The sequence below is a fragment of the Parazoarcus sp. PS-13 R2A genome (assembly GCF_057621855.1).
The window spans coordinates 1-26130 of sequence record NZ_JBYEXN010000008.1 but is presented as its reverse complement, the minus strand read 5'-3'; the positions used below and the strand labels follow the sequence as shown (position 1 = coordinate 26130).

Annotated in this window: 22 protein-coding genes and 1 riboswitch; of the genes, 7 read left to right on the top strand and 15 right to left on the bottom strand. The window is 63.7% G+C overall.

The features are described 5' to 3' along the window. Positions 1–2: 2 nt before the first annotated feature. Positions 3–4433 carry a cobaltochelatase subunit CobN gene (locus AC22G6_RS09215; RefSeq protein WP_487366538.1) on the bottom strand — a complete coding sequence of 1477 codons (4431 nt, stop codon included), beginning with the start codon at positions 4431–4433 and terminating at the stop codon, positions 3–5. A 118-nt stretch (positions 4434–4551) separates the two neighbouring features. After that, positions 4552–4808, bottom strand: a riboswitch (cobalamin riboswitch). Between the two features lie 235 nt (positions 4809–5043). Between AC22G6_RS09215 and AC22G6_RS09210 the strand changes: the two genes are divergently transcribed. Beyond that, a complete protein-coding gene (locus AC22G6_RS09210) occupies positions 5044–7860 on the top strand; it encodes an AMP-binding protein (RefSeq protein WP_487366537.1) in 2817 nt (938 codons plus the stop codon). Between the two features lie 25 nt (positions 7861–7885). Here AC22G6_RS09210 and AC22G6_RS09205 read toward each other — a convergent pair whose 3' ends face one another. The 3 genes from AC22G6_RS09205 to AC22G6_RS09195 form a co-directional block, all read right to left on the bottom strand. After that, the gene (locus tag AC22G6_RS09205; protein ID WP_487366536.1) at positions 7886–8536 is read right to left on the bottom strand and encodes a class I SAM-dependent methyltransferase; all 651 of its coding nucleotides are present in this window, start codon (positions 8534–8536) and stop codon (positions 7886–7888) included. Positions 8537–8562: 26 nt separating this feature from the next. Continuing rightward, positions 8563–9285, bottom strand: a complete 723-nt coding sequence (locus tag AC22G6_RS09200) for a ZIP family metal transporter (protein WP_487366535.1) — start codon at positions 9283–9285, stop codon at positions 8563–8565. A 276-nt stretch (positions 9286–9561) separates the two neighbouring features. Beyond that, complete coding sequence (locus AC22G6_RS09195; RefSeq protein ID WP_487366534.1) at positions 9562–9849, bottom strand: hypothetical protein; 288 nt, start codon at positions 9847–9849, stop codon at positions 9562–9564. Positions 9850–10090: 241 nt separating this feature from the next. Here AC22G6_RS09195 and AC22G6_RS09190 point away from each other — a divergent pair, with 241 nt between their 5' ends. The 3 genes from AC22G6_RS09190 (at position 10091) to AC22G6_RS09180 (ending at position 12224) form a co-directional block, all read left to right on the top strand. Continuing rightward, complete coding sequence (locus AC22G6_RS09190) at positions 10091–10702, top strand: LysE family translocator (protein ID WP_487366533.1); 612 nt, start codon at positions 10091–10093, stop codon at positions 10700–10702. Positions 10703–10967: 265 nt separating this feature from the next. Then, on the top strand, positions 10968–11900 hold the full coding sequence (locus tag AC22G6_RS09185) for a DnaJ C-terminal domain-containing protein (RefSeq protein WP_487366532.1): 933 nt from the start codon (positions 10968–10970) through the stop codon (positions 11898–11900). Between the two features lie 6 nt (positions 11901–11906). Beyond that, on the top strand, positions 11907–12224 hold the full coding sequence (locus AC22G6_RS09180; protein ID WP_108948437.1) for a chaperone modulator CbpM: 318 nt from the start codon (positions 11907–11909) through the stop codon (positions 12222–12224). 111 nt (positions 12225–12335) lie between these two features. On the opposite strand, the gene AC22G6_RS09175 is transcribed toward AC22G6_RS09180, so the two are convergent. From AC22G6_RS09175 to speB, 3 genes are all read right to left on the bottom strand, one after another. Beyond that, positions 12336–12716, bottom strand: coding sequence for a VOC family protein (locus tag AC22G6_RS09175; RefSeq protein ID WP_487366531.1), 381 nt, complete (start codon positions 12714–12716; stop codon positions 12336–12338). Positions 12717–12851: 135 nt separating this feature from the next. After that, positions 12852–13025, bottom strand: coding sequence for an ankyrin repeat domain-containing protein (locus tag AC22G6_RS09170; protein ID WP_487366530.1), 174 nt, complete (start codon positions 13023–13025; stop codon positions 12852–12854). 23 nt (positions 13026–13048) lie between these two features. Then, positions 13049–14023, bottom strand: a complete 975-nt coding sequence (gene speB, locus AC22G6_RS09165; protein ID WP_487366529.1) for an agmatinase — start codon at positions 14021–14023, stop codon at positions 13049–13051. Positions 14024–14236: 213 nt separating this feature from the next. Here speB and AC22G6_RS09160 point away from each other — a divergent pair, with 213 nt between their 5' ends. Next, complete coding sequence (locus AC22G6_RS09160) at positions 14237–15121, top strand: LysR family transcriptional regulator (RefSeq protein ID WP_487366528.1); 885 nt, start codon at positions 14237–14239, stop codon at positions 15119–15121. A gap of 311 nt (positions 15122–15432) precedes the next feature. Then, positions 15433–16296 (top strand): SHOCT domain-containing protein, encoded by an 864-nt coding sequence (locus AC22G6_RS09155; protein WP_487366527.1) that lies wholly within the window; start codon positions 15433–15435, stop codon positions 16294–16296. Positions 16297–16425: 129 nt separating this feature from the next. Here AC22G6_RS09155 and AC22G6_RS09150 read toward each other — a convergent pair whose 3' ends face one another. From AC22G6_RS09150 to AC22G6_RS09120, 7 genes are all read right to left on the bottom strand, one after another. Then, positions 16426–17316, bottom strand: coding sequence for a DMT family transporter (locus AC22G6_RS09150; RefSeq protein ID WP_487366526.1), 891 nt, complete (start codon positions 17314–17316; stop codon positions 16426–16428). Positions 17317–17383: 67 nt separating this feature from the next. Next, positions 17384–18562 carry a M24 family metallopeptidase gene (locus tag AC22G6_RS09145; protein ID WP_487366525.1) on the bottom strand — a complete coding sequence of 393 codons (1179 nt, stop codon included), beginning with the start codon at positions 18560–18562 and terminating at the stop codon, positions 17384–17386. Between the two features lie 27 nt (positions 18563–18589). Beyond that, a complete protein-coding gene (locus AC22G6_RS09140) occupies positions 18590–19933 on the bottom strand; it encodes a TRAP transporter large permease (protein WP_487366524.1) in 1344 nt (447 codons plus the stop codon). After that, entirely contained in the window at positions 19930–20472 is a 543-nt protein-coding gene (locus AC22G6_RS09135) for a TRAP transporter small permease (RefSeq protein ID WP_108948428.1), read from the bottom strand. The genes AC22G6_RS09140 and AC22G6_RS09135 overlap by 4 nt, the downstream gene beginning before the upstream one ends. Before the next feature lie 78 nt (positions 20473–20550). Continuing rightward, positions 20551–21600, bottom strand: coding sequence for a TRAP transporter substrate-binding protein DctP (gene dctP, locus AC22G6_RS09130; protein ID WP_487366523.1), 1050 nt, complete (start codon positions 21598–21600; stop codon positions 20551–20553). A gap of 49 nt (positions 21601–21649) precedes the next feature. Next, the gene (locus AC22G6_RS09125) at positions 21650–22813 is read right to left on the bottom strand and encodes a M20 aminoacylase family protein (RefSeq protein WP_487366522.1); all 1164 of its coding nucleotides are present in this window, start codon (positions 22811–22813) and stop codon (positions 21650–21652) included. 22 nt (positions 22814–22835) lie between these two features. Next, positions 22836–23612 carry a maleate cis-trans isomerase family protein gene (locus tag AC22G6_RS09120; protein ID WP_487366521.1) on the bottom strand — a complete coding sequence of 259 codons (777 nt, stop codon included), beginning with the start codon at positions 23610–23612 and terminating at the stop codon, positions 22836–22838. 247 nt (positions 23613–23859) lie between these two features. On the opposite strand from AC22G6_RS09120, the gene AC22G6_RS09115 reads away from it, so the two are divergent. Continuing rightward, positions 23860–24366 carry an Lrp/AsnC family transcriptional regulator gene (locus tag AC22G6_RS09115; RefSeq protein WP_487366520.1) on the top strand — a complete coding sequence of 169 codons (507 nt, stop codon included), beginning with the start codon at positions 23860–23862 and terminating at the stop codon, positions 24364–24366. Between the two features lie 44 nt (positions 24367–24410). Here the strand turns inward: AC22G6_RS09115 and AC22G6_RS09110 are convergent, their stop codons facing one another. After that, entirely contained in the window at positions 24411–25601 is a 1191-nt protein-coding gene (locus tag AC22G6_RS09110) for a diaminopropionate ammonia-lyase (protein WP_487366519.1), read from the bottom strand. Between the last annotated feature and the right edge of the window lie 529 nt (positions 25602–26130).

Genomic DNA, 26130 nt, shown 5'->3' with positions numbered 1-26130 from the left:
GGTTATCGGGTTGCGCGCCCGCGCAGCGCGCCAAGCAGCAGCAGGCCAAGGGCAAGCGCCAGCAGCCAGGGCAGATAGTCGGAGGTCTGGGTTTCAGTCTCGCTGTCGATGGCCTCGTCCGCCGTCGGCGCATTGCTGTCAGCGGCGGTCTGCGACGGATCGTCCGCCGCGCTCCGGTTCAGGTCGTCGAGGCTGACTTCCTGGATATGGCTCGGTGAGGCCTCAGCCTGCGCAGCGGCCTCGAGCCGGCTTTTCGCCAGCGCCGCCTCCAGCGCTTCCGCCTTGGCCGGCGCAATGTTCGCTTTCACCAGGGCGTACATCGGATGATTTGCATGGGTGTGGCCACTGCCCGGGTTGCCGTGCTCGACGATGTTGTCGGCAAAGCGTTCGGCCAGCTGCCTGACGGTTTCTGCGTCGGCCTTCCAGAAACCCTTGTCGATGGCGACCAGCATCACCGCGAGGATGTTCGTCTGCACGTAGCGGTTGTTGCCCTCGGCGAGAAACGTGTCCAGCCCCAGCTCGAGGCGGTCATCGACGTAGACGGCCTTGACCTCCTGCCACACGCGTTCGTCGATGATCTCGGGGCTCGTCGCCTGCCAGCCCCACAGGTATTCGATGAACTCGCTGCCCATGGTGCGTGCGCCGGCGTAGCCTTCCTTCATCAGGGGCTTGATCCACTGCGGGTTGAGGTAGCGGCCGCGCAGTTCCGACAGCAGGGCCGTGTGCAGGGTGTCGATGCTCAGGTTCTTGCCGTTGGCGTGGTTGATCACCGCACTCGCCGGCGCCTTGCCGCGCTGGCTTTCCACCGCGAGGTTGAAGCCGCCGAGATAGTCGAAGGCGTCGTTGTTGTCCATCAGGCCGTAGAGGTTGCTCGCGCGGCCGAGAAAGGTCTGCGAGATGCCGTCCAGCTGCTGGCGGAACAGATCCTGCGCGGCTTCGCCCTGCAGGCCGGCACCATAGGCATGGCCCATGCGCTTGATGAAGACCTGCGCGAGTTCGCTGCGGTCCTGCCACGAACCGGAGCGCTCGACCATGCGGTTGATGCCCGCCCCGTAGGCGCCGGGGGTGATGCCGAACACCCGCACGCTGGCGCTGCGGCCGAGCTGGGCGGCGGACATGCCGGGGGTTTTCGCGAGCAGCTTGCGCGCCTGGTCCACCCAGTTGTTGGCAACCTGGTTCAGTTCCAGCGCTTCGTCGCCGCCGCGTTGCCATTCGCCCAGCGGCTTCAGCGCTTCCTTGAGCGCCAGCGCCAGCGCGGGGTAGTCCCTGACGATGCGGTCGCGGCTGGCGTCGAGCGCCAGCAGGCCGGCCTTGTCCAGCAGCAACATGTGCTGGCCGTAAAGATCGCGGAACAGGCCCGACGTGGTGAACACGACGTCGTAGCGTTTCGGCTGGTCCTTGCCCAGTGGCAGGCGCTCAAGCCCCTTGACGATGCCGCGGCTGTTCCACACCGGACGCACGCCGAGCAGCTTCATGCCGAACGCGATCATCGCGCCTTCGTCGCGCACCGCGTCCGAGGCCCACAGGATCACGCCCTGTTTGTTCGCCGCCACTTCCTTGGTGTAGGCGGCCACGCCGGTCTCGCCGGAGAGCACCTGGCCGGCAAGCGTCGAACCGGTTTCGTACGCGAGCTTGGTGGGCAGCAGGCTGCCGTCGAGTGCATAGAAGTTGCGCCCGGTCGGCAGCGCCTCGGGCGTGCGGATCGGATCGTTGCCCTTGCCGGGTGCGACGAATCCGCCATCCAGCCCCCTGATGAGCGCGGCCATCTCGGCCTTGGGCGAGGCCTGCAGCTGCGCGCGCCAGCGCCTTGCCTCGGCGCTGTCGGGCGCGCCACCGTCGAGCATGGACTTCATCATGGTGTCGATCGCATCGCGCGACCAGCCGCGGCCGAACACATGCAGGCCGAGGGGCATGAAATCTTCCTGCAGCTTGGTCAGGTAGTGGCCGACCTCGTGCAGCAGCAGCGCCTCGTCGATGTCGTCGAAGCCGATGCCGCGCACCTTGAGTTCCTCGTCCATGCTGGCGGTCAGCTCCTCGCGCAGGCCCATGCTGTCGATCTTGCGGCGCAGCGTCTGCACCGCCTCGCTGCGGGTGTAGCCGTCGGTGGCAGCTTCGGCGCTCTCGATCAGCTGTCGCAGTTCGAGCAGGTCGTCGTACAGCTCGGTGATCGCCAGCGGCGGCGTGAGGTGGTCCACCATTACGGCGAGCCCGCGGCGCTTGGCCTGAATGCCTTCGCCCACGCCGTCGACGATGTAGGGATAGATGCCGGGCAGGTCGCCCGCGACCAGGCTCGGGTAGTCGCTCTCGCTCAGGCCCGCGCTGCGCTTGGGCAGGAACTCATAGGTCGAGTGGCGGCCCACATGCACCAGCGCGTCGGCCTTGAATACCGATTGCAGGTAATGGTAGAAGCCGAGGTACTGGTGCGGCGGCGGGAAGGACATGTTGGCGTGCAGCAACTCTTCGTTCAGCTCCCAGCCGCGCGGAGGTTGCGGCCCGAGAAAGACATTGCCGAAACGCACGCCGGGGATGAGTTGCCGGCCCTCCCACACCATCACCCTGCCGGGCGCAGCGCCCCAGCCGCGAATGCCCTCGATCTGCATTGCGATCAGTGCCTGTGCAAGCTGCTGGCTCGCCTGCCATTGCGGTGCCTCGCCCCTGGCCAGCGCATCGAGGGCGTTGCGATAGGCCACTTCGAGCTGTGCGAGCAGATCGAGCGCACGCGGGCGGCCCTTGTGCCGCAGGCCGTCGAGCGCGTGCTGCAGGTCGCTGACGGTGCTCTCCATGCGCTGCCTGAGCAGGCCGATTCGCGCCAGACGTTCGCTCATCGACTCGACCCCCGCAATCGACGCCGTCTGATCCTGCATCAGTTGCTGCAGTGCGCCGAGGGGGCCATTCACCATCTCAGCCTGAACGCTGGCGGGCAGGGTCTTGAACCACGACTCGTAGTCGGCCGCCGCCAGGGTCTGCACCCGCTTCGACATGTCCTGCAGCGCCTCCCGGTCTTCGGGCAGGTTCACGCCGCTGGCCTGAAGCAGGTCGAGCAGGGCCTTGCCGTCGGCGGGCAGGTCGCCGGTCTTGTAGCCGGCGGCCTTCAGGCTGCGCAGCATGTCGAGCAGGCTCTCGGGCACGTTGAGGTTGTCGGCGCCAATGTTGTGGCGGCCGGGCGGATGGTTGTAATAGACGATGGCGATGCGCTTGTCGGCGTTCTTCTTTTCCTGCAGCCGCAGCCAGTTGTTGAGGCGCCGCGCCTGGCGCTCGATCTCGGGCACCACAGGCTTACTGCGCGAGACCTGCGCGCCGGTCAGCGGGTCGAGCTGGGCGGGTTCGGCCAGTGCCACCACCTGAGGCTGGCTCACGCCCTGCAGTTCGGGCATGGCGAGACGGTAGTGGATCGCGTCGCGCGGAATGCCCTGATCAGACAGCTGCCAGTCGGCCTCGGACCATTCGCTCATGCGCAGCGCCTTGAGAACCGGCACATCGAGCTTTTCCAGTGCCGCGCTCACCGTTTCGCGGCCTTCGCCGCCGCCGATGACGAAATCCTGCACCGCGACGATCGCGCTTGCGCCGCGCTGCTTCGCCGTCAGCGCCGCGATGGTGTCGACCGCGCTCACGCTCGGTGGCCCCCAGGCCGCCAGTACCGACACGCATTGCCAGTCCTGCGCCGCACACAGCTGCTGATGCAGCGCCCATTCGCCTGCCAGATCGCCAGTGTCGTGATCCAGAATCCACAGGGTGCGGCGGTTCAGGTCGATCTGCCGGCCCAGTTCCGCTGCATCCATCCAGCGCACGCCACCCTTGTCATGCAGGGCGGTGCGCACGGCCGGCACAAGGGTGACGGGTTTCTGTCGCACACCGCCACTGGCAACCAGGTCGAGCAGGCTGGCGGCGTTGTCCACCGAACGATTCACCCAGTACGCGCGTGCCTGCAGCCAGTCGGCATGGCGCGGCTGCGCGGCCTTGAGCCGGGACAGCTCATCGGTGCCGCTCAGGGCCGCCTTCTCGCTGACGATCGCTTCGGGGATGTCCTTGGCGAAGATGCTGCCATTGCGGTCGTGCTGCAGCGGCAGCAGGCGCCGGTCGCTGTGCAGCACCATGCGCGTCTGCCCGTGCGGGTAAGGCATGTTCAACAGGCGCTCGACGGGCTCGCCGAACACCGCGATCATCAGCACGGCCTGATGCTCCGCGATCAGGGCCTGCAGCTGCCTGTCGTCCATTTCTGCCAGCTGGCTGACGCTGCGGATGTGGATGACCTGGCCCTTGCGCGCGCTCAGGAGTTCGTGCGCGCCGGCGACCAGCGTGGGTGCGGAGCGGTCCGACACGATGCTCAGCACACTGCGGTCGGCGGCCTGCAGAGGTTGCGCGAACAGCAGCGAGAAAAGGCACAGCATGGCCCCAAGTCCCGGCCAGCGGGAAGGGCGTAACAGTTCAGGCATGAAATGGTGTCCTGCCGCGGCGCGCCCGCTCGCGGCTTGCAATTGATCACGTGAAACAGCCGGGGGGAAGGGGCGGACAGAACAGAAAACGAAACCTGTGTGGCACCCCGCCACTGCCTATTTCTCTCGATTCCAGGCCGGTCTCCGGACTCGCAGATTGCCGAACACCAGGGTTCGACAAAACCCCTTCGCCTTCCCACGCCGCGTTGAACGCGATCTGCGCAGTGGCTGCCGATGCCGGGAGGCACGGCCGAAGGGATGAATCTGCTTACCGTTGCGGGGGCAGTACGGGCATTGCTCGAAGAGCGCACCCGTTTCCCGTTTACCCCGAACGCAATGGATTTGCGTTCAGGCACCTGAAAAACAGGCCGCAAGCTTAACAACTTCGAATGACGAGTCAAGGACAGCGGGATTCTCCTTGAACAGTGCGCGAGCTTCTGCAGCGTCCTCGCTGTGGTGGCACACGGGGAATCTTCATGCGTGTTGAGCATCGTAGTCAGGGTGGGGGCGGCAGGTGCCGCAGCTTGTCCGCATGACGGGGCACGCGCTGGCGGCGCGGCTCAAGCCTTTATCAGGGGAGGTCTGCAGGTACGCACGCATGGAGAAATTCTTGAAACCCGACCCGCAGCACGATGGCCATGCCTTGTTGAGCCTGGTCGATACGGTCATCCGTGAGCTCCAGCCGGGGGCGCTGTTGCGTGCCGGCCTCGACAGCCAGTTCGACCGCGACCTGGGCCTCGACAGTCTGGCGCGGGTCGAGCTCCTCGCGCGTGTCGAACGCAGCTTCGATGTTCGACTTCCGGACGACACGCTGGGGAGGGTGGAAACGCCGCGTCAGCTGCTGGCTGCGCTCGAAGTCGCCGGGCACCGCCCGGTGCCGGCGGCGCGGACCGGCGAGGTGGCGCTGGCGACGCCCGAACAGACTGCAGGCAGTCCGGAGGACGCATCGACGCTGGTCGAGGTGCTGAACTGGCATGTTGCGCGCCACCCCGAACGTATCCACGTCACCTTCTACCGCAGCGAGGACGAAACCGAGACCCTGAGCTACCGACAGCTCGCCGATGCGGCGGCGCGGGTTGCCGGGGCGCTGGCGCAGGCGGGGGTACAGCCCGGGCACGCGGTTGCGCTGATGCTGCCGACCGGGCTGGATTTTCTGTGCAGCTTCTATGGCGTGCTGATGGCCGGCGCGGTGCCGGTGCCGATCTATCCGCCGGCACGCCCTGCACAACTCGAGGATCACCTGCGCCGCCAGGCCGGCATTCTGCGCAACTGTGAAGCGCGGGTGATGATTACCTTCGACCGTGTGCGTCCGCTGGCGCAGATGCTGACCGGGCTGTGCCCGACGCTGTACAAGGTGCTCACGCCCGGCGAGCTCGATGCGGCACCGCTGCTGCGCGTGCCGGCCGGTGCGGATGACCTGGCACTGCTGCAATACACCTCGGGCTCGACCGGCGATCCGAAGGGCGTGATGCTCACCCACGCCAACCTGCTCGCCAACATCCGCGCCTGGGGGCGTGGGGTCGGGCTGAGCTCGACCGATGTTGCGGTGAGCTGGCTGCCGCTCTACCACGACATGGGGCTGATCGGCGCCTGGCTGGGCAGCGTGTATCACGCCTATCCGCTGGTGCTGATGTCGCCGCTGGATTTCCTTGCCCGCCCCGAGCGCTGGCTGTGGGCGATCCATCGTCACCGCGGTACGGTCACCGCGGCCCCGAACTTCGCCTTCGATCTGTGCGTCAAGCGTCTCGCCGGGCAGCCGCTGGACGGGCTCGACCTGTCGTCCTGGCGCTTCGCGGCCAACGGCGCCGAACCGATCAGTCCCGCCACGCTGGAGCGCTTTCGCGAGGCGTTTGGCGCCTACGGATTGCGGCCGGAAGCGCTCGCCCCCGTCTATGGGCTCGCCGAGTGTTCGGTCGGTCTCACCGTATCGCCTCCGGGGCGCGGGGCGCGCATCGATGCGGTCGGGCGCGAAGCCCTGACACGCAATGGAGTTGCCGAAGGCGCGGCAGCCGACGATGCATCGGCGATGCACTTCGTGTCCTGCGGCTCAGCGCTGCCGGAGCACGAACTGCGGATCGTCGACGATGCCGGCAGCGAGCTGCCCGAACGTGTCGTCGGCAGTCTCGAGTTCCGCGGCCCGTCGGCGACGCGAGGCTATTTCCGCAATCCCGATGCCACTGCAGGCCTGTTTCACGATGGCTGGCTGGTGACAGGCGACTACGCGTATCTCGCCGATGGCGAGGTGTACTTCACCGGCCGTGCCAAGGACATGATCATTCGCGGCGGGCGTAATTTCTATCCGTACGACCTCGAGCATGCGATCGGCGAGCTGCCGGGGGTGCGCAAGGGCTGCGTGGCGGTCTTCGGTGCTGCCGACGCCCGGCACGGCGGCGAACAGCTGGTCGTCGTCGCAGAAACCCGTGAGCAGGATGCCGCTGCCCGACAGGCACTTGAGCGCAGGATTGTCGCCGCCGCTGCGGACGAGCTGGGCCTGCCGCCCGATGTGGTGGTGCTCGCGCCGCCGCACGCGGTGCTGAAAACCTCGAGTGGCAAGATCCGGCGCGCAGCGATTCGCGATGCCTGGCTCGATGGCACGCTGGGTGCCGCCGGCCGCGCGGCCTGGCTGCAGGCGACGCGGCTGTTTGTGGCGAGTGTGCCGGGCAGGGTGCGCGGTTTTGCGCGTCATGTCGGCGCCAGGCTCTACGGGACCTGGGTGTGGGTTCTGTTCGCCGTGCTCTCACCGATTGCGGCCGTGGGGATCTTCACATTGCCCCGGCTCGAGCAGCGCTGGGCGGTGGTGCATCAGCTGGCGCGTGTCTTCCGCGTACTGAGTGGCAATCGTCTGCAGGTCGCCGGGCTGGAACATCTGCCCACCGGTCCCTGCGTGCTGGTGGCCAACCATGCAAGCTATGCCGACGGGCTGGTGCTTGCGTCCGTGCTGCCGCACCCCGTCGCCTTCGTCACCAAGGCAGAGTTCAAGAGCAACCGGGTGATGCGTCCGCTGTTCGAGCGCATGGGGGCGCACTTCGTCGAACGATTTGATTCGCGTCGTGGCGTAGCCGATGCGCAGGCGCTGGCGACCGCGGCACGCGCCAACCCGCCGCTGTTCTTCTTTGCCGAAGGCACTTTTACCGCACGCCCCGGGCTGCGGCCGTTTCGCCTCGGTGCGTTTCAGGTTGCGGCGGAAAACCACCTGCCGGTGGTGCCGATCGCCATCACCGGCACCCGCCGGATTCTGCCTGGAGACTCGTGGCGTCCGCGCCCCGGTCCGCTCTGTGTCACCATCTGTCCGCCGGTCGTGCCCGAAGCTTCAGACTGGCATGGCGTGCTCGCGCTGCGGAACGGCGTGCGCCAGCACATCCTCGCGCATTGCGGCGAGCCGGATCTGGCGAGTGCCGCGAGGCCGGGCGCTCAGCCCGGCGCGTAAGCGGGCGTGGCGATTCAGGGGGCGCTCAGGCCTTGCGCACGACGACTGCGTAGCGCCCCTTGTCCCGGCCTGACGTGGGCAGGTTCATGAACTCCGACACAAGCGCTTCGAAGCCGAGCCCGGTGAGCATTTCGAGCACGATCTCCGGCGGGTGCGAGTCGTAATGGAAGGGCTGGCCGAACATGGTGTCGGTGAACGCGGGGTGTTCGGAGCCGCCGCAGGTCAGCATCATGCGTCCGCCCGGCAGGAGCATCGCGGCAAAACGCCTCAGCAGTGATTCATGCATGGTGCGGTCGATATGAAACAGCGCGTCCCAGCACACGATCGCGTGGAAGCGTTCTTCGGTGCTGAAGGATTCGATCCGGGCGTGGATCCATGTGGCCTGCGGAAAGCGTTCGCGGGCCAGTGCCAGAAGCGCTTCGGACTGATCGATGCCTGTGAGCGCATGGCCTGCGGCAAGAATGTATTCCGCAATCGGCCTGCCGGTTCCGCAGCCGAGATCGAGCACCTTCGCGCCAGCAGGCAGACCACACAGCAGTGTATCCACGTAGTCGCGCTCGCGTCCGTAGAAACCCACGCGGGCGGCGTCCCAGGACGGGGCGATGGCGTTATAGCTATCCCGGTTCATCAGATGGCGTTCCGAGGGAAAGGAGGCGCGGCGACGCGTACGAAGCATGAGCGGCTGCACCGGACCGGATCAGTCTAGTACATGCCCGCCAGATTGTTGCCCAGCATGCCGACGCTGAAACCCAGCACGGCGCCCAGCGGTGGCGCCCAGTGGCGGCGCATGTGAGACTGCGGTGCGATGTCCTGAAAGATCAGGTACAGGATGCCGCCCGAGGCGAACAGCATGCTTGCGCCAAGGAGTTCGAGCCTGTCCCCCAGGTACAGCCAGCCCAGAATGGCGATCACCGGCCCGATGGGAACGAGCATCAGCATCAGAAGGAGGATGCGCGAGGCGTCCGTCTGCTTTGCAGCTTTCAATTCACGGTAGGCGTTGAAGCCCTCCGGGATGTTCTGCAGGCCGATGAACAGGGCCAGCAGCGGCGCCGCCCGCGATCCTGCCGCCAGGGCGCCGCCCAGCGCCAGGGATTCCGGAATGTAGTCGAGCAGCATCGCGGTGAATTGCGGCTTCTCGCGGCGTTGCAGCCCCAGGAAGCGCTCCAGCGCAAAGAACACAATGCCGCCGAGCAGGAAGAAAAAGGTGCTCGATAGCGAGTGGTCAAGGTATTCGGTGCCTTCGGGAATCAACACCAGGGCGACCGCTGCCGCCAGAATGCCGCCGCCGAAGGCAATCACGGAGTGCCGGAACTCGTTCTCCAGCCACGACGGTCGCAGGCGCTCGTACTTCGCCAGTACGCCGCCCAGGGGAATGCAGGCCCCTGCACAAACCGCGTACACCACGATTCTTGTGATCTCATCCACTCGGTGTCGCCTCAACAATACAGGGCTTCAGGCGCGCTTCGACGGCCAGGCCGCATGTCCTTGTGGCACGCGGTGATGACTGTCCCGGCATGCGGGCCACGCGATGCTGGCCCCGTTGAGGCGATCTTACGACGACTGCGTTGAGGGACAAAACCTGCCCGGCCGCGGGAGCCCGTGGAAATCCTTCTCCGGCGCTTCCCACGACCAGTCCGGGCTCGAAAGCTGCACTGGTCTCCGGCTGTTTGCGACGGACGAGCCGGCTTGAATCGCGCGTGCTTACTGCTGCTTCTGCGGACGCGACTTCTCGTTCGGACCATCCGCGGGGCGGCAGGCGAGTGGCTTGCCCTCGGGCGCGGCGCAGGTGCCGCTGACAGTGCCGGAAGGCGCGCTGAAGCTGCAAGTGGCGCCGTCGCTCAGGGACTTGCACGCGTCCAGTGCCTCCTGTGGCGGTTTGCGCGGACCGCCCTGTTGTGCGATGGCCGATTGCGCGAGAAGAAGGCCGGAAACGCATGCGACAGCGGCCACGAAGCCCGCGCGCGAGAAGGACTGTTTTACCTTAATCATCAGACTGCTCCTGTGAGTCTGCAAGCACGTGCCTGCGGATGAGCACACTGTAGCGACCAATTGTGTAGAGAAAATGGATTCAGCGTATCAATGTCGTCACAATCCTTACCGGTGCCGCCGGTCTGATCGGGTGGTACATTCTCGCTCACTGGTGAGCGCCAGGGTTTGCGGTGCCTGGCTCATGGATTTCTCAGGTTTGCGTTCAACTTTTTCTCGCCCGGATTGGGGCAGGGAGCGTCTGGTGCAGTTACACATCTGGTTGATCTATCTGGTCGCGGTCATTGGCTTGTCGCTCACGCCTGGCCCGAACAGCCTGCTCGCGCTCACGCATGGCGCCCTGCACGGACATCGCAAGACCCTGTTCACCGTATACGGCGGTGCGCTCGGTTTCGTCAGCCTGATCGCACTGTCGATGCTGGGTATTGGCGCGTTGCTGCAGACCTCCGCGCACGCACTCATCGCACTGAAGTGGATCGGTGGCGCCTACCTGGTGTGGCTCGGCTTTCAGCTGTGGCGCGCACCACCCCTGCAGCTTCAGCCGGACGCGAGCATGGTCGATACGCGGCGGACGACGCTGTTCCGCCAGGGCCTGCTGGCGGCGATCTCCAACCCCAAGGTGCTGCTGTTCTACGGTGCCTTCCTGCCGCAGTTCATCGACCCGCACGCCGATCTGCTGCTGCAGTTCGTCATCATGGCGGCGACCTTTGCCGTCGTGGAATGCGCGGTCGAGTATCTGCTCGCGCGGCTCGCCCATCGCATTCGCCCGCTCCTCGAGCGCACCGGGCGCAAGTTCAACCGCGTCTGCGGAGGCATGTTCGCAGTGATGGGGGCGGCGCTCCCGATGACGCGCTGAGCACACGGCTGGCGGGTTGTTGTCCCACTCGGTGCTCGTTGTTTATCTCCGCAGTTGCGTATTCATGAGTGCGGAAATCGACATTTCCATTTTGCGGGTCTATGTTTGATCGGGGCTGCCTGCCTTCGAGCCAACGCAGTCTTATTCTGCTCAGCTCATCCTGTGGCAAATGTCGATCGATCGTGAGCCGGATGGGGGGAGGTCGGGATCTATCCGGTTCATGTGCGGCTGATGCCATGCGCTGGAACATCGAGGGGCCAGGAACATGAAATTCAAGGACTACTACGAAGTCTTCGGCATTCCGCGCACCGCCACCCAGGACGAGATCAAGCGCACCTACCGCAAGCTGGCGCGCAAGTACCATCCCGACGTGAACAAGGACGCGGACGCAGAGCTGCGGTTCAAGGAGATCGGGGAAGCCTATGCCGTGCTGAAGGACCCGGAAAAGCGCGCCGCATACGATCAGGTCGGCAAGCAGTGGAAAGGCGGCGACGATTTTCAGCCACCGCCGGACTGGGATGCCGGGTTCGAGTTCCGCGGCGACGGTGCCGAGACGCACGGCGATGCGAGCGACTTTTTCGAAGCCCTTTTTGGCCGCCACGCGCGCACCGCGCATGGGGGGCGGGGGCATGCCCGGGGGCAGGATCATCACGCCAAGGTGCTGATCGATCTCGAAGACGCCTACCGCGGCGCCAAACGCAGCATCGGCCTGCGCATGCCTGCAGTGGACGCACATGGCCGTGTCGTGCTGCAGGAGCGCCAGCTCGACATCACCATTCCGAAAGGCATCCGCGCAGGGCAGCATCTGCGCCTGGCCGGCCAGGGCGAGCCGGGCATGGGGGCGGGGCCGGCCGGTGACCTGTTTCTGGAGGTCGGCTTCAATCCCGATCCGCGCTACCGCGTGGACGGACGCGACGTGTTCGCGGCCCTGCCGCTGGCACCGTGGGAGGCGGCGCTTGGCTGCTCGCTGAGTCTGCCCACGCCTGAAGGCCCGGTGCAGCTCACGATTCCTGCGCGCACGACGGCGGGGCGGCAGCTGCGCCTGAAGGGGAAGGGCATCCCCGGCAGTCCCGCTGGCGATCTGTACTTTGTCGTTTCAATTGTGGCGCCGCCAGCCGACAGCGAGGCACAGAAGGCAGCCTACCGGGCGCTTGCCGAGACGTTCGACTTCGATCCCCGTGCGGCCACGAAAGGATGATCGACCATGAGTACAACACATATCCAGATCACCTCGATCCGCATCGTCGAGGAAGAGGTTCAGCTGACACTGGCGGAGCTGTGTCAGGCCTGTAATGCGCCTGAGGCGTCGGTGGTCGCCTGGGTGAACGAAGGTATCCTTGAGCCGAGTGGTGACGCACCCGAGGACTGGCGCTTCACCGGCGCCTCGCTGCGGCGTGCCCGCAAGGCCCGCTGGCTGACCCACGACATGGAAGTGAATGCACAGGGCGTCGGCATCGTGCTTGATCTGCTCGACGAGATCGCGGACCTGCAGGCCCGTCTGCAGCGGGCCGGACTCGACTGAGAACGGGCAAGAGGGGCGCCGGCAAGACCCGATGGCCCGAAGGCCATCGTCGCCCTGAACGAGTGCCGTGCGAGGTGCCGAGCGCGCAGCGGACGGCACCTCGGCGCAGAATCAGGGAAGCCGGTGCAGGGCGCAGATCTTGTTGCCGGACGGATCGCGCAAGTAGGCAAGGTACAGCTTGCCGGACGTGCCTTCGCGAACACCCGGAGGATCCTCACAACTCGTTCCCCCATTGGCGACGCCGGCTGCGTGCCAGGCGTCGACCTGCGCCGGGTTCTCGGCTGCAAAGCCAAGGGTGCTGCCATTGCCGTGGCAGGCGGGTTCGCCGTTGATCGGGGTCGCCAGCGCAAAGATGGCGCCCTTGTTAACGTAAAAACAACGACCCTTCGGATCAATGACACCGGGTCCGTGGCCAAGCGTCCCCAGCACGACATCGTAAAATGCCTTCGATGCCGGAAGGTCGTTTGCACCAACGAATACATGACTGAACATCTGAACGCTCCAATTGGGTAAGTTGACGACCACGTTGTGGTCACTGGCCTGTCTTGTTCTCTTCCAGCGAGGCGCAAGCATTGCAGCTTGCGCCACTCACGGCAAGGTCTGTTGAAAGGCAGGGGGGGCGCGAACTCAGTCCTTCCGCGGGGGGTGGTCCAGGAGCTTCTGGACCACCTGTGAATGCCGGTACTGTCTGGCCAGATCGAGTGCGGTTTGTCCATCCTTGGACTTGAAGGCGGGGTCTGCGCCACGCTCCAGCAGCAGGCTCACCGTACTGAGGTGACCATGTATCTCAAGCGCGCACACCGCGAGGAAGGGTTCGCATCGTGTCAGCCCGCGGCCTGCTTCCGGGCGTGAAAAATGAAGCCGATGCTGTTGAGCAAGAGTTGGGCTGCGAGGATGGAGGTGGTGCCCGTGGGGTCGTAGGCCGGCGCCACTTCGACGAGGTCCATGCCGACGATCTGCCCACTACTGCGACGGGCCAGGGCCTGGATGATTTCCAGCACCTCGTAGTAAAGGAAGCCACCGTGGCTCGGTGTGCCGGTGCCCGGTGCGATGGACGGGTCGAAACCGTCGATATCGATGGTCAGGTAGTAGGACACCCCTTCGGGAATCTGCGCCAGCACACCGGCGGTACCGAGCTGGCGCACCTGGCGTACCGACAGAATGGTCGAGCCCGCGTCCCGGGCCGCCTGATAATCACTGCGGTTGGACGAGGAAACATTGCGGATGCCAATCTGGGTCATGCCGCTTACATGGTTCTGCTCGGATGCGCGACGCAGCGGGTTGCCATGGCCGTAGCGCACACCGTGCCGTTCATCGACGAAATCGAGGTGGGCATCGACGTGCAGGATGTGGATCGGACCGCGCCCCTCGAAGGCCTTGATCACTGGTGCGTGAATGGAGTGGTCGCCGCCGAGCACGACGGGCATGGCGCCCTTTTCGAGGAGCTTGCGTACTGCATACTCGATGTTGGCGTTGCTCTTGGCCTGATCCGTATGGACGATGTCGGCGTCACCCACGTCAACCATCCGTACCTGGTCTTCGGTGAGATACATGGTGTCGTCCTCGTGGTCGTAGGCACCGGCGTGCCCGAACGAGAACAGCGTCGACGCTTCGCGGATGCTCCGGGGGCCGAAGCGCGCACCTGGGCGCCATTGCGTGCCCATGTCGTTCGGCGCTCCCAGTACTGCAACGTCGGCATCAATGTGATCCCAGTCGGTGCAGGGGCGTGACTTGGCGAAGGTACAGTGGCCCACGAAGGGCAGGTTGAGTCGACCTTGGTCGTAGCTGTTATCGGACATGTTGGCGTTCCTTCGGAGTTTCCATGCTTGCAGCGTGTGTTCGCTTGCCTTGGGGACCAATCTAGAGGTCATCATGTATCGATAAAATGCTAAGTTTCGAAAGATCACATCGGTGATCATCGATGATTTATCCTGGTGCATTGCACCAGCCTGGTGAGTGGGCATGGGCAGGGCCGCATGTGAGAGAGGTGAGGGATGAAGCAGCTGCACGATGTGGATCTGCGTCTGTTGCGGGTTTTTGATGTTGTAGTGCGGTGCGGTGGCCTGTCGGCTGCTCAGGCCGAACTGAATGTGGGCCAGTCGACCATCAGCATGCAGCTTGCCCAGCTCGAGGTAAGGCTGGGCGCCCGGTTGTGCGAACGCGGTCGTGGGGGATTCCGCCTGACCGAAGAGGGACGGGCGATTCATGAGGCGTCGCAACGATTGCTGAGCGCGGTCGACGGGTTTCGGCTTGAGGCCGATCAGTTGAAAAAGACCTTCTCGGGCACCTTGAACCTGGGGCTGATCGACAACACGGTCACCGACACGAAATCACCGCTGAGGGGCGCAATTCAGCGCTTTCTAGCACGAGGAAAGGACGTGGGGGTGCATGTGTATATCGGTACGCCCAGCGAGCTGGAGCAACGGGTGCTGGACGGGCGCCTGCACCTGGCCGTCGGTCACTTCCCCTTCCAGGTGCCGGGTCTGGCGGCGCTACCGCTCTACGACGAGCCGCATGGCCTGTTCTGTGCAGCTGACCACGCTGTACTGAAGGCGGACATCGGCGGCGTGGACGGTGACATGCTGGCGCGGGTGCGCAGCGAACAGGTCGTTGCCCGGGGCTATCTGAGGCGGCGCGATCTGGATCTGCTGAACGTCAGCGTTGCGGCGTTCACCGTAGATAACATCGAGGCGCAGGCCATCCTGATCCTGTCGGCGGGATGCATCGGCTTTCTCCCAATCCACTACGCGGCGCAGTGGGTGGGGAGGGGGGAGCTGGTACAGATACTCCCAAAGAGCATGGTGCTGGTGTCACGCTTCACTGCCATCCGCCGGCGACTCGCGCCCCCACCGCTGGTGCGGAGTTTTCTTTCTGATCTGTCGGCTGGAAGCCCATAGTTCCAGGGCGGCGCGGTTGCAGGATCGCGCCCTGGGTCACGTTCTGTGCTGTGGTGTGGCGCAAGACGGGCAGCGCGGGGCGGAGCCTGATCAGTCAGTCGCCGACGGCGCCAGGGCAGTTGGTCGCGCAATTGTCGCTTGTCAGTGTTAGCATCGGTGTCTCCTTCGCCTTTTGCTCAAAGGCCGTCCTGCCAGATGCGGGATATTTCAGAACCGATGTGTTCAGGTTTCGCGGCATATGCTGCAGCACCGAACCGCCGCTCCTCTTCAGGTCGACCTTGCGCCCGACCACCCTCAGCCGGAAATCAACAATGCAACAACTTACTTCACAAGGCCAGATGATCGTCAGCGATCTGGCCGCACGTCACGGATTCAGCACGGATGCGGTCACGCACATGCTGTTTGCCGTACTCAACGGAAACGGCGGCCAGGCTCAGTTCAGCCATGGCGAATTCGGGGGCTCGGGGCAGTGGATGCGCGGCGGCATGATCATGCTCGGCGACATGTTCAATAACTACCTCAAGGGCCGGGTCGACAGTCTGTGTTCGGAAATTTCGAACATTCTGGTCAATCAGCCCGGTTTGCTGCGCTCGGGCAGCTTTCAGTCGCAGAGCCAGGGGGGCGGAAGTTTCCAGCACCAGGCCAACGGCAGTCCGGCTAGACGTTCAAGCTTGTTCGTACCCGATCCCGAGGACAACTGGTGGCCGCAGGATCTCGGTGCGCCCAATGCCACCGGATCGCAGAACAACGTGCGCTACGCCTATTTTGGCGGTGCGCGTCGCCTCGCGGTCAAGACTGGCGGCGAAGTCTGGGTCTATGACACCCTGGATCACAGCATTGGCGGATTCTCCCAGCAGCAGGGCTCGGGCAGTGACATTGTCTTTGGCAGCCAGTATGGCACCGTGAACCTGGCCTCGCTGCCCTTGGTGTCCCGCAACGGCCAGCCGTATTCCCCGCCGGTGGCTCCGCAGGGAATGCAGTCGCCGCAGTCGCCGCAGTCGCCGAGCCAGGCGCCGCAGGCTCCCCAGAGTTCGCAGCCGGCCAGTCAGGTGCGTGGCGCGTCCAGCGAGGATGTTCTTGCGGCGATCGAAAAGCTGGGTGACCTCAAGGCCAAGGGTTTCATCAGCGAGGACGAGTTCGCGAGCAAGAAGTCGGAGTTGCTGTCGCGTCTCTGATGGCGCGGTAAACAGGGGCTGTTGATACGCTGCCAGCGGGCGTCAGCGCTTGTGGTGGCGCATCAGCCCGCCAACGTACCGTCGGTCTGCGCAAGCGCGCGACTGACGGTTGCGCAGGCGACCACGATGTCAGCGCGACGACATGCCCAGGCGCAGGCGCAACCGGGTGCCCCAGCTAGCCGGTGCACCGTAGTAGAGCAGTGCAGAAATGATGATCACGCTGCCGACCAGGGTTGTGCGGGTTGGGGCCTCGTTCAGGACCAGCCATACCCAGACCGGGCCAAGAACCGCTTCGAACAGCAGGAATAGGCTCACCTCGGTCGCACTCGTATAGCGGGGCGCGATCTGCAGCAAGGTGAAACCGATAGGCATCAGAATCGCACCGGTCAGCGCGATGGCAGCGAGCTGGGTCCATTCCGTGTCTGCCTGCGGGGCGCCGCCGAGCATCAGGCCGAAGGTCGCCGCAATCATTCCACCGAACATCAGGCCGGGCGTCAGGTCGATGTTGCTCTTGAGACGGGCAAGCGTGAAGTTGATGGCAAGGAAGATGGCGGTGCACACGGCAAACAGATTGCCCAGCATATCGTTCTGACCGCCGCCGTCCGTCGCGATGATGGCGATGCCGATCAGGGTGACGAACATCGAGATGGCTGTCTTGCGGTCGATCCGCTCGTCGAGTACCAGCCAGCTTATCAGCGCTGCGAACACCGGCGCAGTGGCGATGATCATCACCGTTGCGGTCGCACTGGTGCGCTGAATCGCCTCCGTGTAGCAAGTGGTGTTCAGGGCAAAACAGAATCCGCTCGCGACACCGAGACGGCCGGCCCGCTTGATGGCGCGCAGGGCGGCGAGACGATAGCGATACAGCACCACTGCGCTGAAACCCAGCGTCATGAACAGCCCGCGCCACATCAGCACGCTGGCGTGATCGAGGTCCACCCAGCGCATGACGAGTACATCGGGCGAGATCAGGGTGACGCCTGCGAGGCTGAGAAGCAGTCCGGTGGTCCGCGTTTGCATGCTGTTGTTCTCTGAGCAATAGAAAAAGGCGCCCGAAGGCGCCTCGTGGTGGCGCAGTAAAGCTTTTTCAGCCGATGACGGGCAGGGTGGGCCAGGCCCGCTTGTGCAGCAGTTCGCAGCCCGAATCGGTAATCACGATGTTCTCCTCGTGCACCATCATCCGGCCCGGGGCAAAGGTCATGCCCGGTTCGAGGGTGAGGATCATGCCGGCTTGCAGCACGACGTCGCCGTTGGGCACGTTAGAGGGCCATTCGGTGAGCTGCATCCCCAGTCCGTGACCCATCCGTCCCACGTCGTTGCCCAGCGCACCGGCATCTTCGAGCACTGACCACATGGCCTGCCACACATCGCCTGTCGTTGCACCCGGCGCCGCGGTGCGCAGGCCTGCTTCGGTGGAGGCGAAGACCGCTTCATAGGACTGGTGCGTTGTCGGATCGACCTGCCCGAAAGCATAGTTGCGGTCGAAATCGCTGAAATAGCCGTCGAAGTTCGCACCCGTGTCGATGATCAGTACGTCACCCTCTTCGAGCCGGCGATCGCTTGGTCCCATGATGATGTTGTCGTAACCACCGGGGCCGGATGCCGAGATCAGGTAAGGGCAGGCGTCGGCGCCGAGCCGCAGCATCTCGATGTGCATGGCCTTGCACGCTTCGCGCTCGCTCATGCCGGCCTTGAGGTGCGTGAGCAGGTAATCGAAACCGGCGGCGGTGACTTCGCAGGCAAAGCGGACCTTGCCGATTTCCGCGGCGGACTTGACGCTTCGCAACTGGCGGACGATGGTCGATACATCGACCATCTCGCACTGCCCAAGACTTGCCTGCAGGGTGGCGAAGTTGGCCGCCGGCATGCGCAGGTGGGTCTCCGGGCCGAGCATGGCGCCGATGCGCCGATGGCGCTGCGCGACGCTGCCCAGCGTATCGGCGAGCAGGGACACGCCGTCATCTTCCGGCCGCGGCGAGGGCCAGCTGCGGACATCATCGACCCAGGTTTCGGCGAAGCCTGCGACACCGATCTCGGGTACCACCGCAATCGGGCGTCCTTGCGATGGCACGACGAGGAACCACGGGCGCGTCGGACTCTCCCAGAATTGCGACTTGAAGCCGCTGAAATAGCGGAACTCCGGTTCGGTGCTGAAGAACACCGCGTCGATGCCTTGCGCAGCCATCGCTTCCTGAAGTCTGGCGGTACGTTGCTCAAATTCGGCGCGCTCGAACCCGCGTGCCGGGGCGGTCAGTTCAGTTGTCATTGCGGGTCTCTCGAAAACGGGTGGCGATCACTTGAATGCCAGGTCGCGCAACAGCAGCGCGATGCCGGGGAAATAGATCAGGAGTGCGGTCATCAGGGTCAGGATCAGGATGAACGGCAGGGTGCCCCTGATCACTTCCAGGTATGGCCGGTTGAAGATGGCGATGGCGGTGAAGATGTCGCAGCCGAAAGGCGGTGTGGCGGAGCCGACGGCCATCTGCAGCGTGATCATGACGCCGACCAGGATGGGGTCCAGCCCGACTGCGGCAACGGCCGGCATGAAGATCGGTGTCAGGATCAGCAGCACGACCAGCGAGTCGACGAACATGCAGCCGACGAAGAAGGTCACGGCGATGATGAAGAGCAGGTACTCGGGCGAGGCACTGGACAGGTCAAGCGGTTCGAGCAGGGCCTGTGGAATCTGCTCGAAGGAGATGTACCAGGAAAAGGCCTGTCCGATGCCGACCAGCACAAAGACGACGGCGGTGATCAGTCCGGTGCTCAGGGCCGAATCAAGGACATCGCGCAGCCCCAGTTCGCGGTAGATGACGCACTCGACCACAATGGCATAGAGCACCGAGAACGAAGCGGCTTCGGTTGGCGTGACGATGCCGGAATAGATGCCGCCAACGATCAGCACCGGGAAACCCAGCGGCCACAGGGCCTTCTTGAGCGCCTGGAGCTTCTGCGCCATGGTGGTCTTTTCAACCACGGCAACAAGGTCGCCCTGGCGCACACTGTAGATGTAGCAGTACACCGAAAACAGGAGCGCGAGCACGATGCCGGGCCCGATGCCGGCGATGAACAGCTCGCCGACGCTGGCATTGGCCAGCGTGCCATACAAAATCAGACCGATACTCGGCGGGATGAGGAAGGCGATGTCGCTGGCGTTGATGATCAGCGCCATCACGAAGCTGTCCTTGTACCCGGCCTTGAGCAGTTTCGGGCGCATGATCTGGCCCACCGACACCACCGTGGCCTGGGTCGATCCGGAGACCGAGCCGAACAGCGTACACGCCAGACAGGTCGTAATCGGCAGTCCGCCACGCATGTGGCCGACGAACGCTTCAATGAGCCCGAGCAGGTTCTGCGACGTATGCCCTCGGGTCATGATGTCGGCCGCCAGAATGAACATGGGTACGGCAATCAGCGCGTTGGGCGAGATGCCCGTGACCATCTGCTGGATGACGACGCCGGTGTCGACGTCCGAAAAGTGGATCATCCCGATAAGCGCTCCGACGGCGAGCGGCACGACCATGGGAAAGCTCAGGAACAGCAGTACAACCATCACCGCAATCAGCGTGAACGTGATCACGTAGACGTCGGGGTCGCCGGCAATGATGTCGGAGAAGAACTGCATCAGGCCGCTCATATCGAGTCTCCGAGTCCGGTGGTCGCGCCTTCGATGACGTCGTGGGAGAGATGGATTTCGCGGTGCAGCAGGTTCATCACGAAGCTGATCAGGTACTGCAGGCCGGCCATCGCGAGACCGATCGGAATGATCGAATAGATGATGTACACCGGGAACTCAAGCGCCGGACTCAGTCGATTGATGTCCTTGAGTTCCTGGACGTAGAAGAAGGCTTTGTAGGCAAGGTAGAACAACAGCATGGCCGTCGTGATCGAAATGGCCGTGGTGATGACTTTTCGCGAACGATGACCGAGCGAGTCATAGACTGCGGTCATGCGGATGTTCCGTCCCTTTCTGACTGCATAGGCAAAGCCGATGAAGGTGACGGAGACGATCAGAAACTGGTTGAGCTCCTCGGAGAAGAAAATGCTCTTGCCGAAGAAGTAGCGGCCCATCGCATTGGCGGTTGAGTTCAGCATGATCAGCACGATCGAGAAGCACACGATGAACTCCTCGATTCGCTCGCTGATGCGACTCACTTTTCTTAGTACGTTTTTCATGATGTCTCCTCCTGCCAGCCACTGCCGCAGGGCAGTGGCTTCCGAGGTGAAAAATGTCGTGCGTGAGCGAGCAGGCGCTTACTTGGCGAGCTTGGCCGTGGCGGCCTTCACTTCCTGCTCGAGGCCGGCGATGATTGCCTCTGCACCCTTGCGAGCGGCAGCCTTCTCACCGTCCTTGTAGGCGTTTTCGACGATGTCGAAATAGGTGCCGTGCAACTTGGTGCTCAGTTCCTTGAAGCGCGCGCGCTCGGCCTCGGTGAGAACCACCACCTGCATGTTGGGGCGATCCTTCATGATCTTGGCCATGTTCTCCTTGTTGATGCTCAGGTTGTAGTCATAGGCTGCCTTTTCGGCTTCCTTGACGGCCTTCATGACGATCGCCTGCTTCTCGGCGGACAGGTTCTTGAACCACTTGCTGTTCGACGACACGGTGCCGACATAGACCTGCTGGCCCGGGTACATCAGGTGGGTTTGCACCTCGTGCCACTTGGCGTTGTAGATGAAGTAGATCGGGTTGACCATGCCGTCGATGGTCTTGAGCTGCAGCGAGCCGTATACCTCGCCCCAGGACAGCGGAGTCGGGGTCGCACCGAAGGTCCGGTAGGTTTCGACCGGGATGGTCGACGTGAAGGTGCGGATCTTGTGGTTGGCGAAGTCTTCCGGCGAGCGGATCGGCTTGTTCGCGCCCCAGACTTCCTCGCCCTCGGAGAACATGGTCAGCAGCTTGAGATTGACCTTCTCGAACTTGCCGGCCAGATCGCCGTAGATGGTCTTGCTGCCGGTCAGGACTTCGCGAACAACCGGTTCGTTGGTGCCGAGCAGGTAGGGCAGGCTGATGGCCTGAACTTCGGGTACGTAGGAGCCGAGGTGGCCCGTGCCGACCGACACGAACTGCACGGTGCCCTTGGAGGTGAGTTCGACGATGTCGTTCTCGGTACCGAGCTGACCGTAGTAGTAGATCCGTACCTTGATGTCACCGCCGGATTCCTTCTTGACCACTTCGGCAAATTTCTGCGCGAAGATGTCCTGCACATCGTTCTTGTCTTCTTCCGAGGCGAACTTCCAGGTTTCAGCGTGGGCGCCGAAGGCGATGCCGAGCGTCAATACGGCTGCGAGTACTTTTTTCATCTGCTTATCTCCTGCTTGGGTGGTGTGAGTGGGTGGTGGGATGGGGTGTTTAGCGCAACTGCTCGCGTACCAGCTGAATCCAGTAACGCGCGCCGCTTTCCAGAATGCCGTCGTTGAAGTCGTAGTTCGGGTTGTGCAGCGCACAGCCGCCGACCGACTCGGTTCCGTTGCCAAGCAAGGCATAGCAGCCCGGCTTGACACGCAACATGCTGGAGAAGTCTTCCGAAATCGTGAATGGATCGCAGCTGTCGTTGACCATGTCGTCGCCGAGCGCCGTGCGTGCCGCACTGACCGCGTGCTGTGTTTCCGCAGCGCTGTTCACCGTCGGGTAGAAGGTGTTGATGAACTCGAAGCGGTAACGCGCGCCGGCTGCCTGACAGATGCCGGCCACGACGGCTTCCATGCGCTGCTCGATCTTTGCCAGCGTGGCCTCGGTGAAGCAGCGGCAGTCGCCCTTGATGGTGACTTCCGACGGAATGACGTTGACCGTGCCGTTGGTGATGAACTCGGTGGCCGAGATCACCGCCGTCTCGTGAATGGCGCTCAGACTGCGCGAGACGATGGTTTGCAGCCCAACGACCACCTGCGCACCAACCACGAGCGGATCGACACCGGTGTGCGGCATGGCGGCGTGACCGCCGGTGCCGCCGATGACGATCTCGAAACTGCTTTCGCTGGCCATCAGCGAACCCGGGCGCACCGTGAAGCTGCCCGCGGGCAAACCGGGCAGGTTGTGCAGGCCATAGACCGCGTCCATCGGGAAGCGCTCGAACAGCCCTGCGTCGATCATGGCCTGGGCGCCCTTGCCATGTTCTTCGTCCGGCTGAAAGATGAAATACACCGTGCCGTTGAAGTCGCGGCTCTGCGCCAGCGCGGCGGCTGCACCCATCAGCATGGTGGAGTGACCGTCATGACCACAGGCGTGCATGCGGCCTTCGTGCAGCGAGCGGTGCGCAAAAGTGTTCTTTTCATGGATGTGCAGTGCATCCATGTCGGCACGCAGGCCAATGGCGCCAGCACCATCACCCGCGCGAAGCACGCCGACCAGGCCGGTGTGGCCGATGTTGCGTACCACCTCGATACCGAAACTCTCGAGCTTGGCTGCGATGAAGTCCGAGGTCTGTTCAACGTCGAAACCGCACTCGGGAAAACGGTGCAGATGGCGACGCCATTCGGTCATGTCGGCAAGAAGGGCCGGGCTCAATCGGGACATGTCAGAGTCTCAGCTGTTGGGGTCAGGGACGATGGATCTTGCCGCCGACGTGTTGCATCAGGCGGCCAAATCCGGCGACCGGGGCGGGGTAGTTAACCAGTTGGAGGCTGTGCCAGGCGAGGGCCTGGTTGCTGCTTACGACGGGCTTGTTCAGTTCGCGTTCGATTCGCTCAATGACCGCGGCGGCACGCAGTGCGGTGCATGACACGAAAAGCAGGTCGGCGGCGGGATCGCATGTGGCGAGCGCTGCGTCGACGATGTCGTCGGGGTCGATGAACGTCATCGCCGTGTCGTCTTCAAAGCCAAAGCCGGCGATGTTCAAAACCTCGTAACCCTGGTTTTCGAACAGGCGTGCCACTTCCGCATTCACCGTTCCAGTATAGGGGGTGAGAATTGAAATGCGCCGGGCGCCAAGCGTGTCGAAGGCCGACAGGGCCGCGCTGACCGGATTGCTCACCGGCACGCCGGGACGGCTCTGGCGCACGAGTTCGCTGATTCGGTCAATGCCGATCGCCACCGTGCCTGACGTACACGCATAGATCACTGCATCGAGCGGCGTGCCGGGCAGGATCGTGTCGGCGGCGGCACTGATGCCGGGTGCCATCGAGCGCAGGTTATCGATCGTAAGCGGATTCGTGTTGCGCACACGGCTGGTGAAGACCTCGACGTCGCGCGGCAGGATCCGGCGAAGATCCTGTTCGATGTTGAAATCGGTTGCCAGAGAGATCACGCCAATCCGCCCACCGGGCGCCAGGTGCTGGAGCGGTTTGCTGTGTAATACGGAATCAATACGTGTCATTACGCAAGCTCATCCACGGAAAGTCAGTCGTTCAAACGGCCTGGGGGCTAAATGCAGAAGTTCTGCACTCAGGTGTACGCTACGCTTTGCACAGGACGCATTTCTTCGATATCGACCTCAGTTTTGCGGGATTTCCGCAGATTTATGCAGCGTCACGTTGGTGGATTGACTAAATAACCAGCGTGGTGCATGAATAAGTCATTTTCACTATATCGGTGCATTCACCGCATGCAGGGGATTCAATGCCATGGCCCTTCCTCAGGCAGTAAATCTTGATAGTTTCGACCGCCGCATCCTGGAGATCGTCCAGGTCGCCAACCGCACCACAACAGAAGACATAGCCGAGCAGGTGGGGTTGTCGCCTGCGGCGGTGCAGCGCCGGCTCAAGCGGATGCGCGAGCAGCAGGTCATTCTGGCGGACGTCTCGGTGGTCAATCCAAAGGCGGTCGGGCGGGACATGACCTTCCTGGTGCAGGTCAGCCTCGAACGCGAGCGCGCCGATCTGATTGATACTTTCAAGGAAGGGATGCGGAACAACCCGGCCGTTCAGCAGTGCTACTACGTGACCGGCAACTCGGATTTCATTCTGGTCGTAACCGCTGCGGACATGAACGATTACGAGCGTTTCACCCGGACCGCGTTTTTCGAGAACTCGAACGTGCGCAGTTTCCAGACCAACGTCGTGATGTCGTCGGTAAAGGTGAGTTTGTGCCTGCCGGTGGGGGGCGGCACGGCTGACGCTGACAGCGTGTGAAATCAGGGTACCCGCGGCGCGGTGCCACGGGTACCCGGCGGGGCTTAGCCGACCAGCGTGCGGTACAGCTCCGGATCGGTGGCGCCCTCGGTGCCAATCACCAGCACCCGGCTGTTCGCGTCCAGGCCCAGCGTCTTCGACAGCACGGTGTCCTGAGCCGCGATCACGGCTGCGGCGAGGCCCGGTACTGCAGACTCGCCCGCTTCGATCGCAGGATCCTGCTCGAACCCGCTGGCGAGCAGACGCATGGTGGCCGGCACCGCCTCTTCACTGATGGTCATAAAGTCATCGCCGCCGACCGAGAGGATCATCCACGCCAGGGCAGAGACTTCACCGCAGGCGAGGCCGGCCATCAGTGTTTCCAGACCACCGTCGACGGCGACCGGCTTGCCCGCTTTGGCGCTCTGTTGCAGGCAGTTGGCTTTCTCGGGCTCCACGATCACCAGGCGCGGGCGACGTGTGCCCCACAGATCCCAGAAATAGCCGCCGACCGCCGAGGCGAGGCCGCCGACGCCGCCTTGCACGAATACATGGGTCGGGATCGCGCCGTCGAGTTGTGTGACGAGTTCGTCGAGCATCACGGTGTAGCCCAGTGCGACGTCCTTGGGAATCTCCATGTAGCCTTCGTAGCTGGTGTCGGAGACGATGATGCGGCCATTGGCCTTGGCGTCGGCATCGGCCTGGCGCACGGACTCGTCGTAGTTTCCAGCGATACGGATCACCTTGGCGCCGAACGCTTCCATGGCTTGCTTGCGTCCCTCGGAAACATCCCGGTGAATGTAGATGACGCAACCGCAGCCGAACATCTGTGCCCCCCAGGCCACCGAGCGGCCGTGGTTGCCATCGGTTGCACAACTCACCACCAGCCCGGCCACATCGTCCTTGAACTCACCTGCCAGCAGACCGGCAATCGACGGACGTCGGCCGGTGCGCTCTTCGATCGCCTGCTGCAGCTGTTTGGTGACCGCGTAGGCGCCACCAAGGGCCTTGAAGCTCTTCAGGCCGAAACGCTGCGATTCATCCTTGTAGTAGATCGTCCCAAGGCCTGCAGCTTTCGCCATCGACGTGAGGGTGTACAGCGGCGTCGTCGCGTAGCCCGGCCAGGTGCGAATCTCCCGGATTGCCTCGCCGGCCTTGGCAAGGCTCAGGATGTCCTTCAACGCTTCAGGATACGATTGATCGGCGTTCGCGGCGGGGTTGGCGAAATGAGTCAGGTGTCCTTCGATGTTCAGCATGGCTGTAAGCGTCCTTGAGTTATCCCATAAAAGATGACCAGCCCGAGGTTTTCCTGAACGGCGCCGACCTTCCGCAAGGTGCTGCTGCCGTGCCCGTCACGCGCTTCAAAGCGGCGTAACCGAAAACATGACCCGGCGATCCGTCGGCCGGGTACTCACGCTGATCACAGTCGACGCCTCGCGCCAACCTTGGCAAGGCCCCCGCACTGCGTTGCGCAGGGCCTGCTGCCGGATTAACAGTCTACGCATCGTGGATGCGGACTTGCCGCGCAATCGATCTGAATGGCGCGGGGAAAAACAGATATTGGATCTAACGCCGAAGAATTTCCGCGGGCGCGGTCGGGGATGCGCTGGTCGTCTGACTGCACGGAGCTGAGTGCCGGGTAGCACTGGAAGAGTCAGCCGCGACGCGCCATCGTGGGCAGGGAAGAGAGGCGTTGCGACTGCGTCACACGGAAGCACTCGGACGAAAGCGGACCAAAGGGGTCAGGACCAAAGGGGTCAGGACCAAAGGGGTCAGGACCAAAGG

Bases quoted from the DNA above. Each gene is read 5' to 3' on its own strand.
- AC22G6_RS09125 (WP_487366522.1), bottom strand. From the start codon at position 22,813: ATGTCCCGATTGAGCCCGGCCCTTCTTGCCGACATGACCGAATGGCGT.
- AC22G6_RS09145 (WP_487366525.1), bottom strand. From the start codon at position 18,562: ATGACAACTGAACTGACCGCCCCGGCACGCGGGTTCGAGCGCGCCGAA.
- AC22G6_RS09195 (WP_487366534.1), bottom strand. From the start codon at position 9,849: ATGATTAAGGTAAAACAGTCCTTCTCGCGCGCGGGCTTCGTGGCCGCT.
- AC22G6_RS09185 (WP_487366532.1), top strand. From the start codon at position 10,968: ATGAAATTCAAGGACTACTACGAAGTCTTCGGCATTCCGCGCACCGCC.
- AC22G6_RS09150 (WP_487366526.1), bottom strand. From the start codon at position 17,316: ATGCAAACGCGGACCACCGGACTGCTTCTCAGCCTCGCAGGCGTCACC.
- speB (WP_487366529.1), bottom strand. From the start codon at position 14,023: ATGTCCGATAACAGCTACGACCAAGGTCGACTCAACCTGCCCTTCGTG.
- AC22G6_RS09135 (WP_108948428.1), bottom strand. From the start codon at position 20,472: ATGAAAAACGTACTAAGAAAAGTGAGTCGCATCAGCGAGCGAATCGAG.
- AC22G6_RS09110 (WP_487366519.1), bottom strand. From the start codon at position 25,601: ATGCTGAACATCGAAGGACACCTGACTCATTTCGCCAACCCCGCCGCG.
- AC22G6_RS09115 (WP_487366520.1), top strand. From the start codon at position 23,860: ATGGCCCTTCCTCAGGCAGTAAATCTTGATAGTTTCGACCGCCGCATC.
- AC22G6_RS09155 (WP_487366527.1), top strand. From the start codon at position 15,433: ATGCAACAACTTACTTCACAAGGCCAGATGATCGTCAGCGATCTGGCC.
- dctP (WP_487366523.1), bottom strand. From the start codon at position 21,600: ATGAAAAAAGTACTCGCAGCCGTATTGACGCTCGGCATCGCCTTCGGC.
- AC22G6_RS09215 (WP_487366538.1), bottom strand. From the start codon at position 4,433: ATGCCTGAACTGTTACGCCCTTCCCGCTGGCCGGGACTTGGGGCCATG.
- AC22G6_RS09140 (WP_487366524.1), bottom strand. From the start codon at position 19,933: ATGAGCGGCCTGATGCAGTTCTTCTCCGACATCATTGCCGGCGACCCC.
- AC22G6_RS09120 (WP_487366521.1), bottom strand. From the start codon at position 23,612: ATGACACGTATTGATTCCGTATTACACAGCAAACCGCTCCAGCACCTG.
- AC22G6_RS09175 (WP_487366531.1), bottom strand. From the start codon at position 12,716: ATGTTCAGTCATGTATTCGTTGGTGCAAACGACCTTCCGGCATCGAAG.
- AC22G6_RS09180 (WP_108948437.1), top strand. From the start codon at position 11,907: ATGAGTACAACACATATCCAGATCACCTCGATCCGCATCGTCGAGGAA.
- AC22G6_RS09205 (WP_487366536.1), bottom strand. From the start codon at position 8,536: ATGCTTCGTACGCGTCGCCGCGCCTCCTTTCCCTCGGAACGCCATCTG.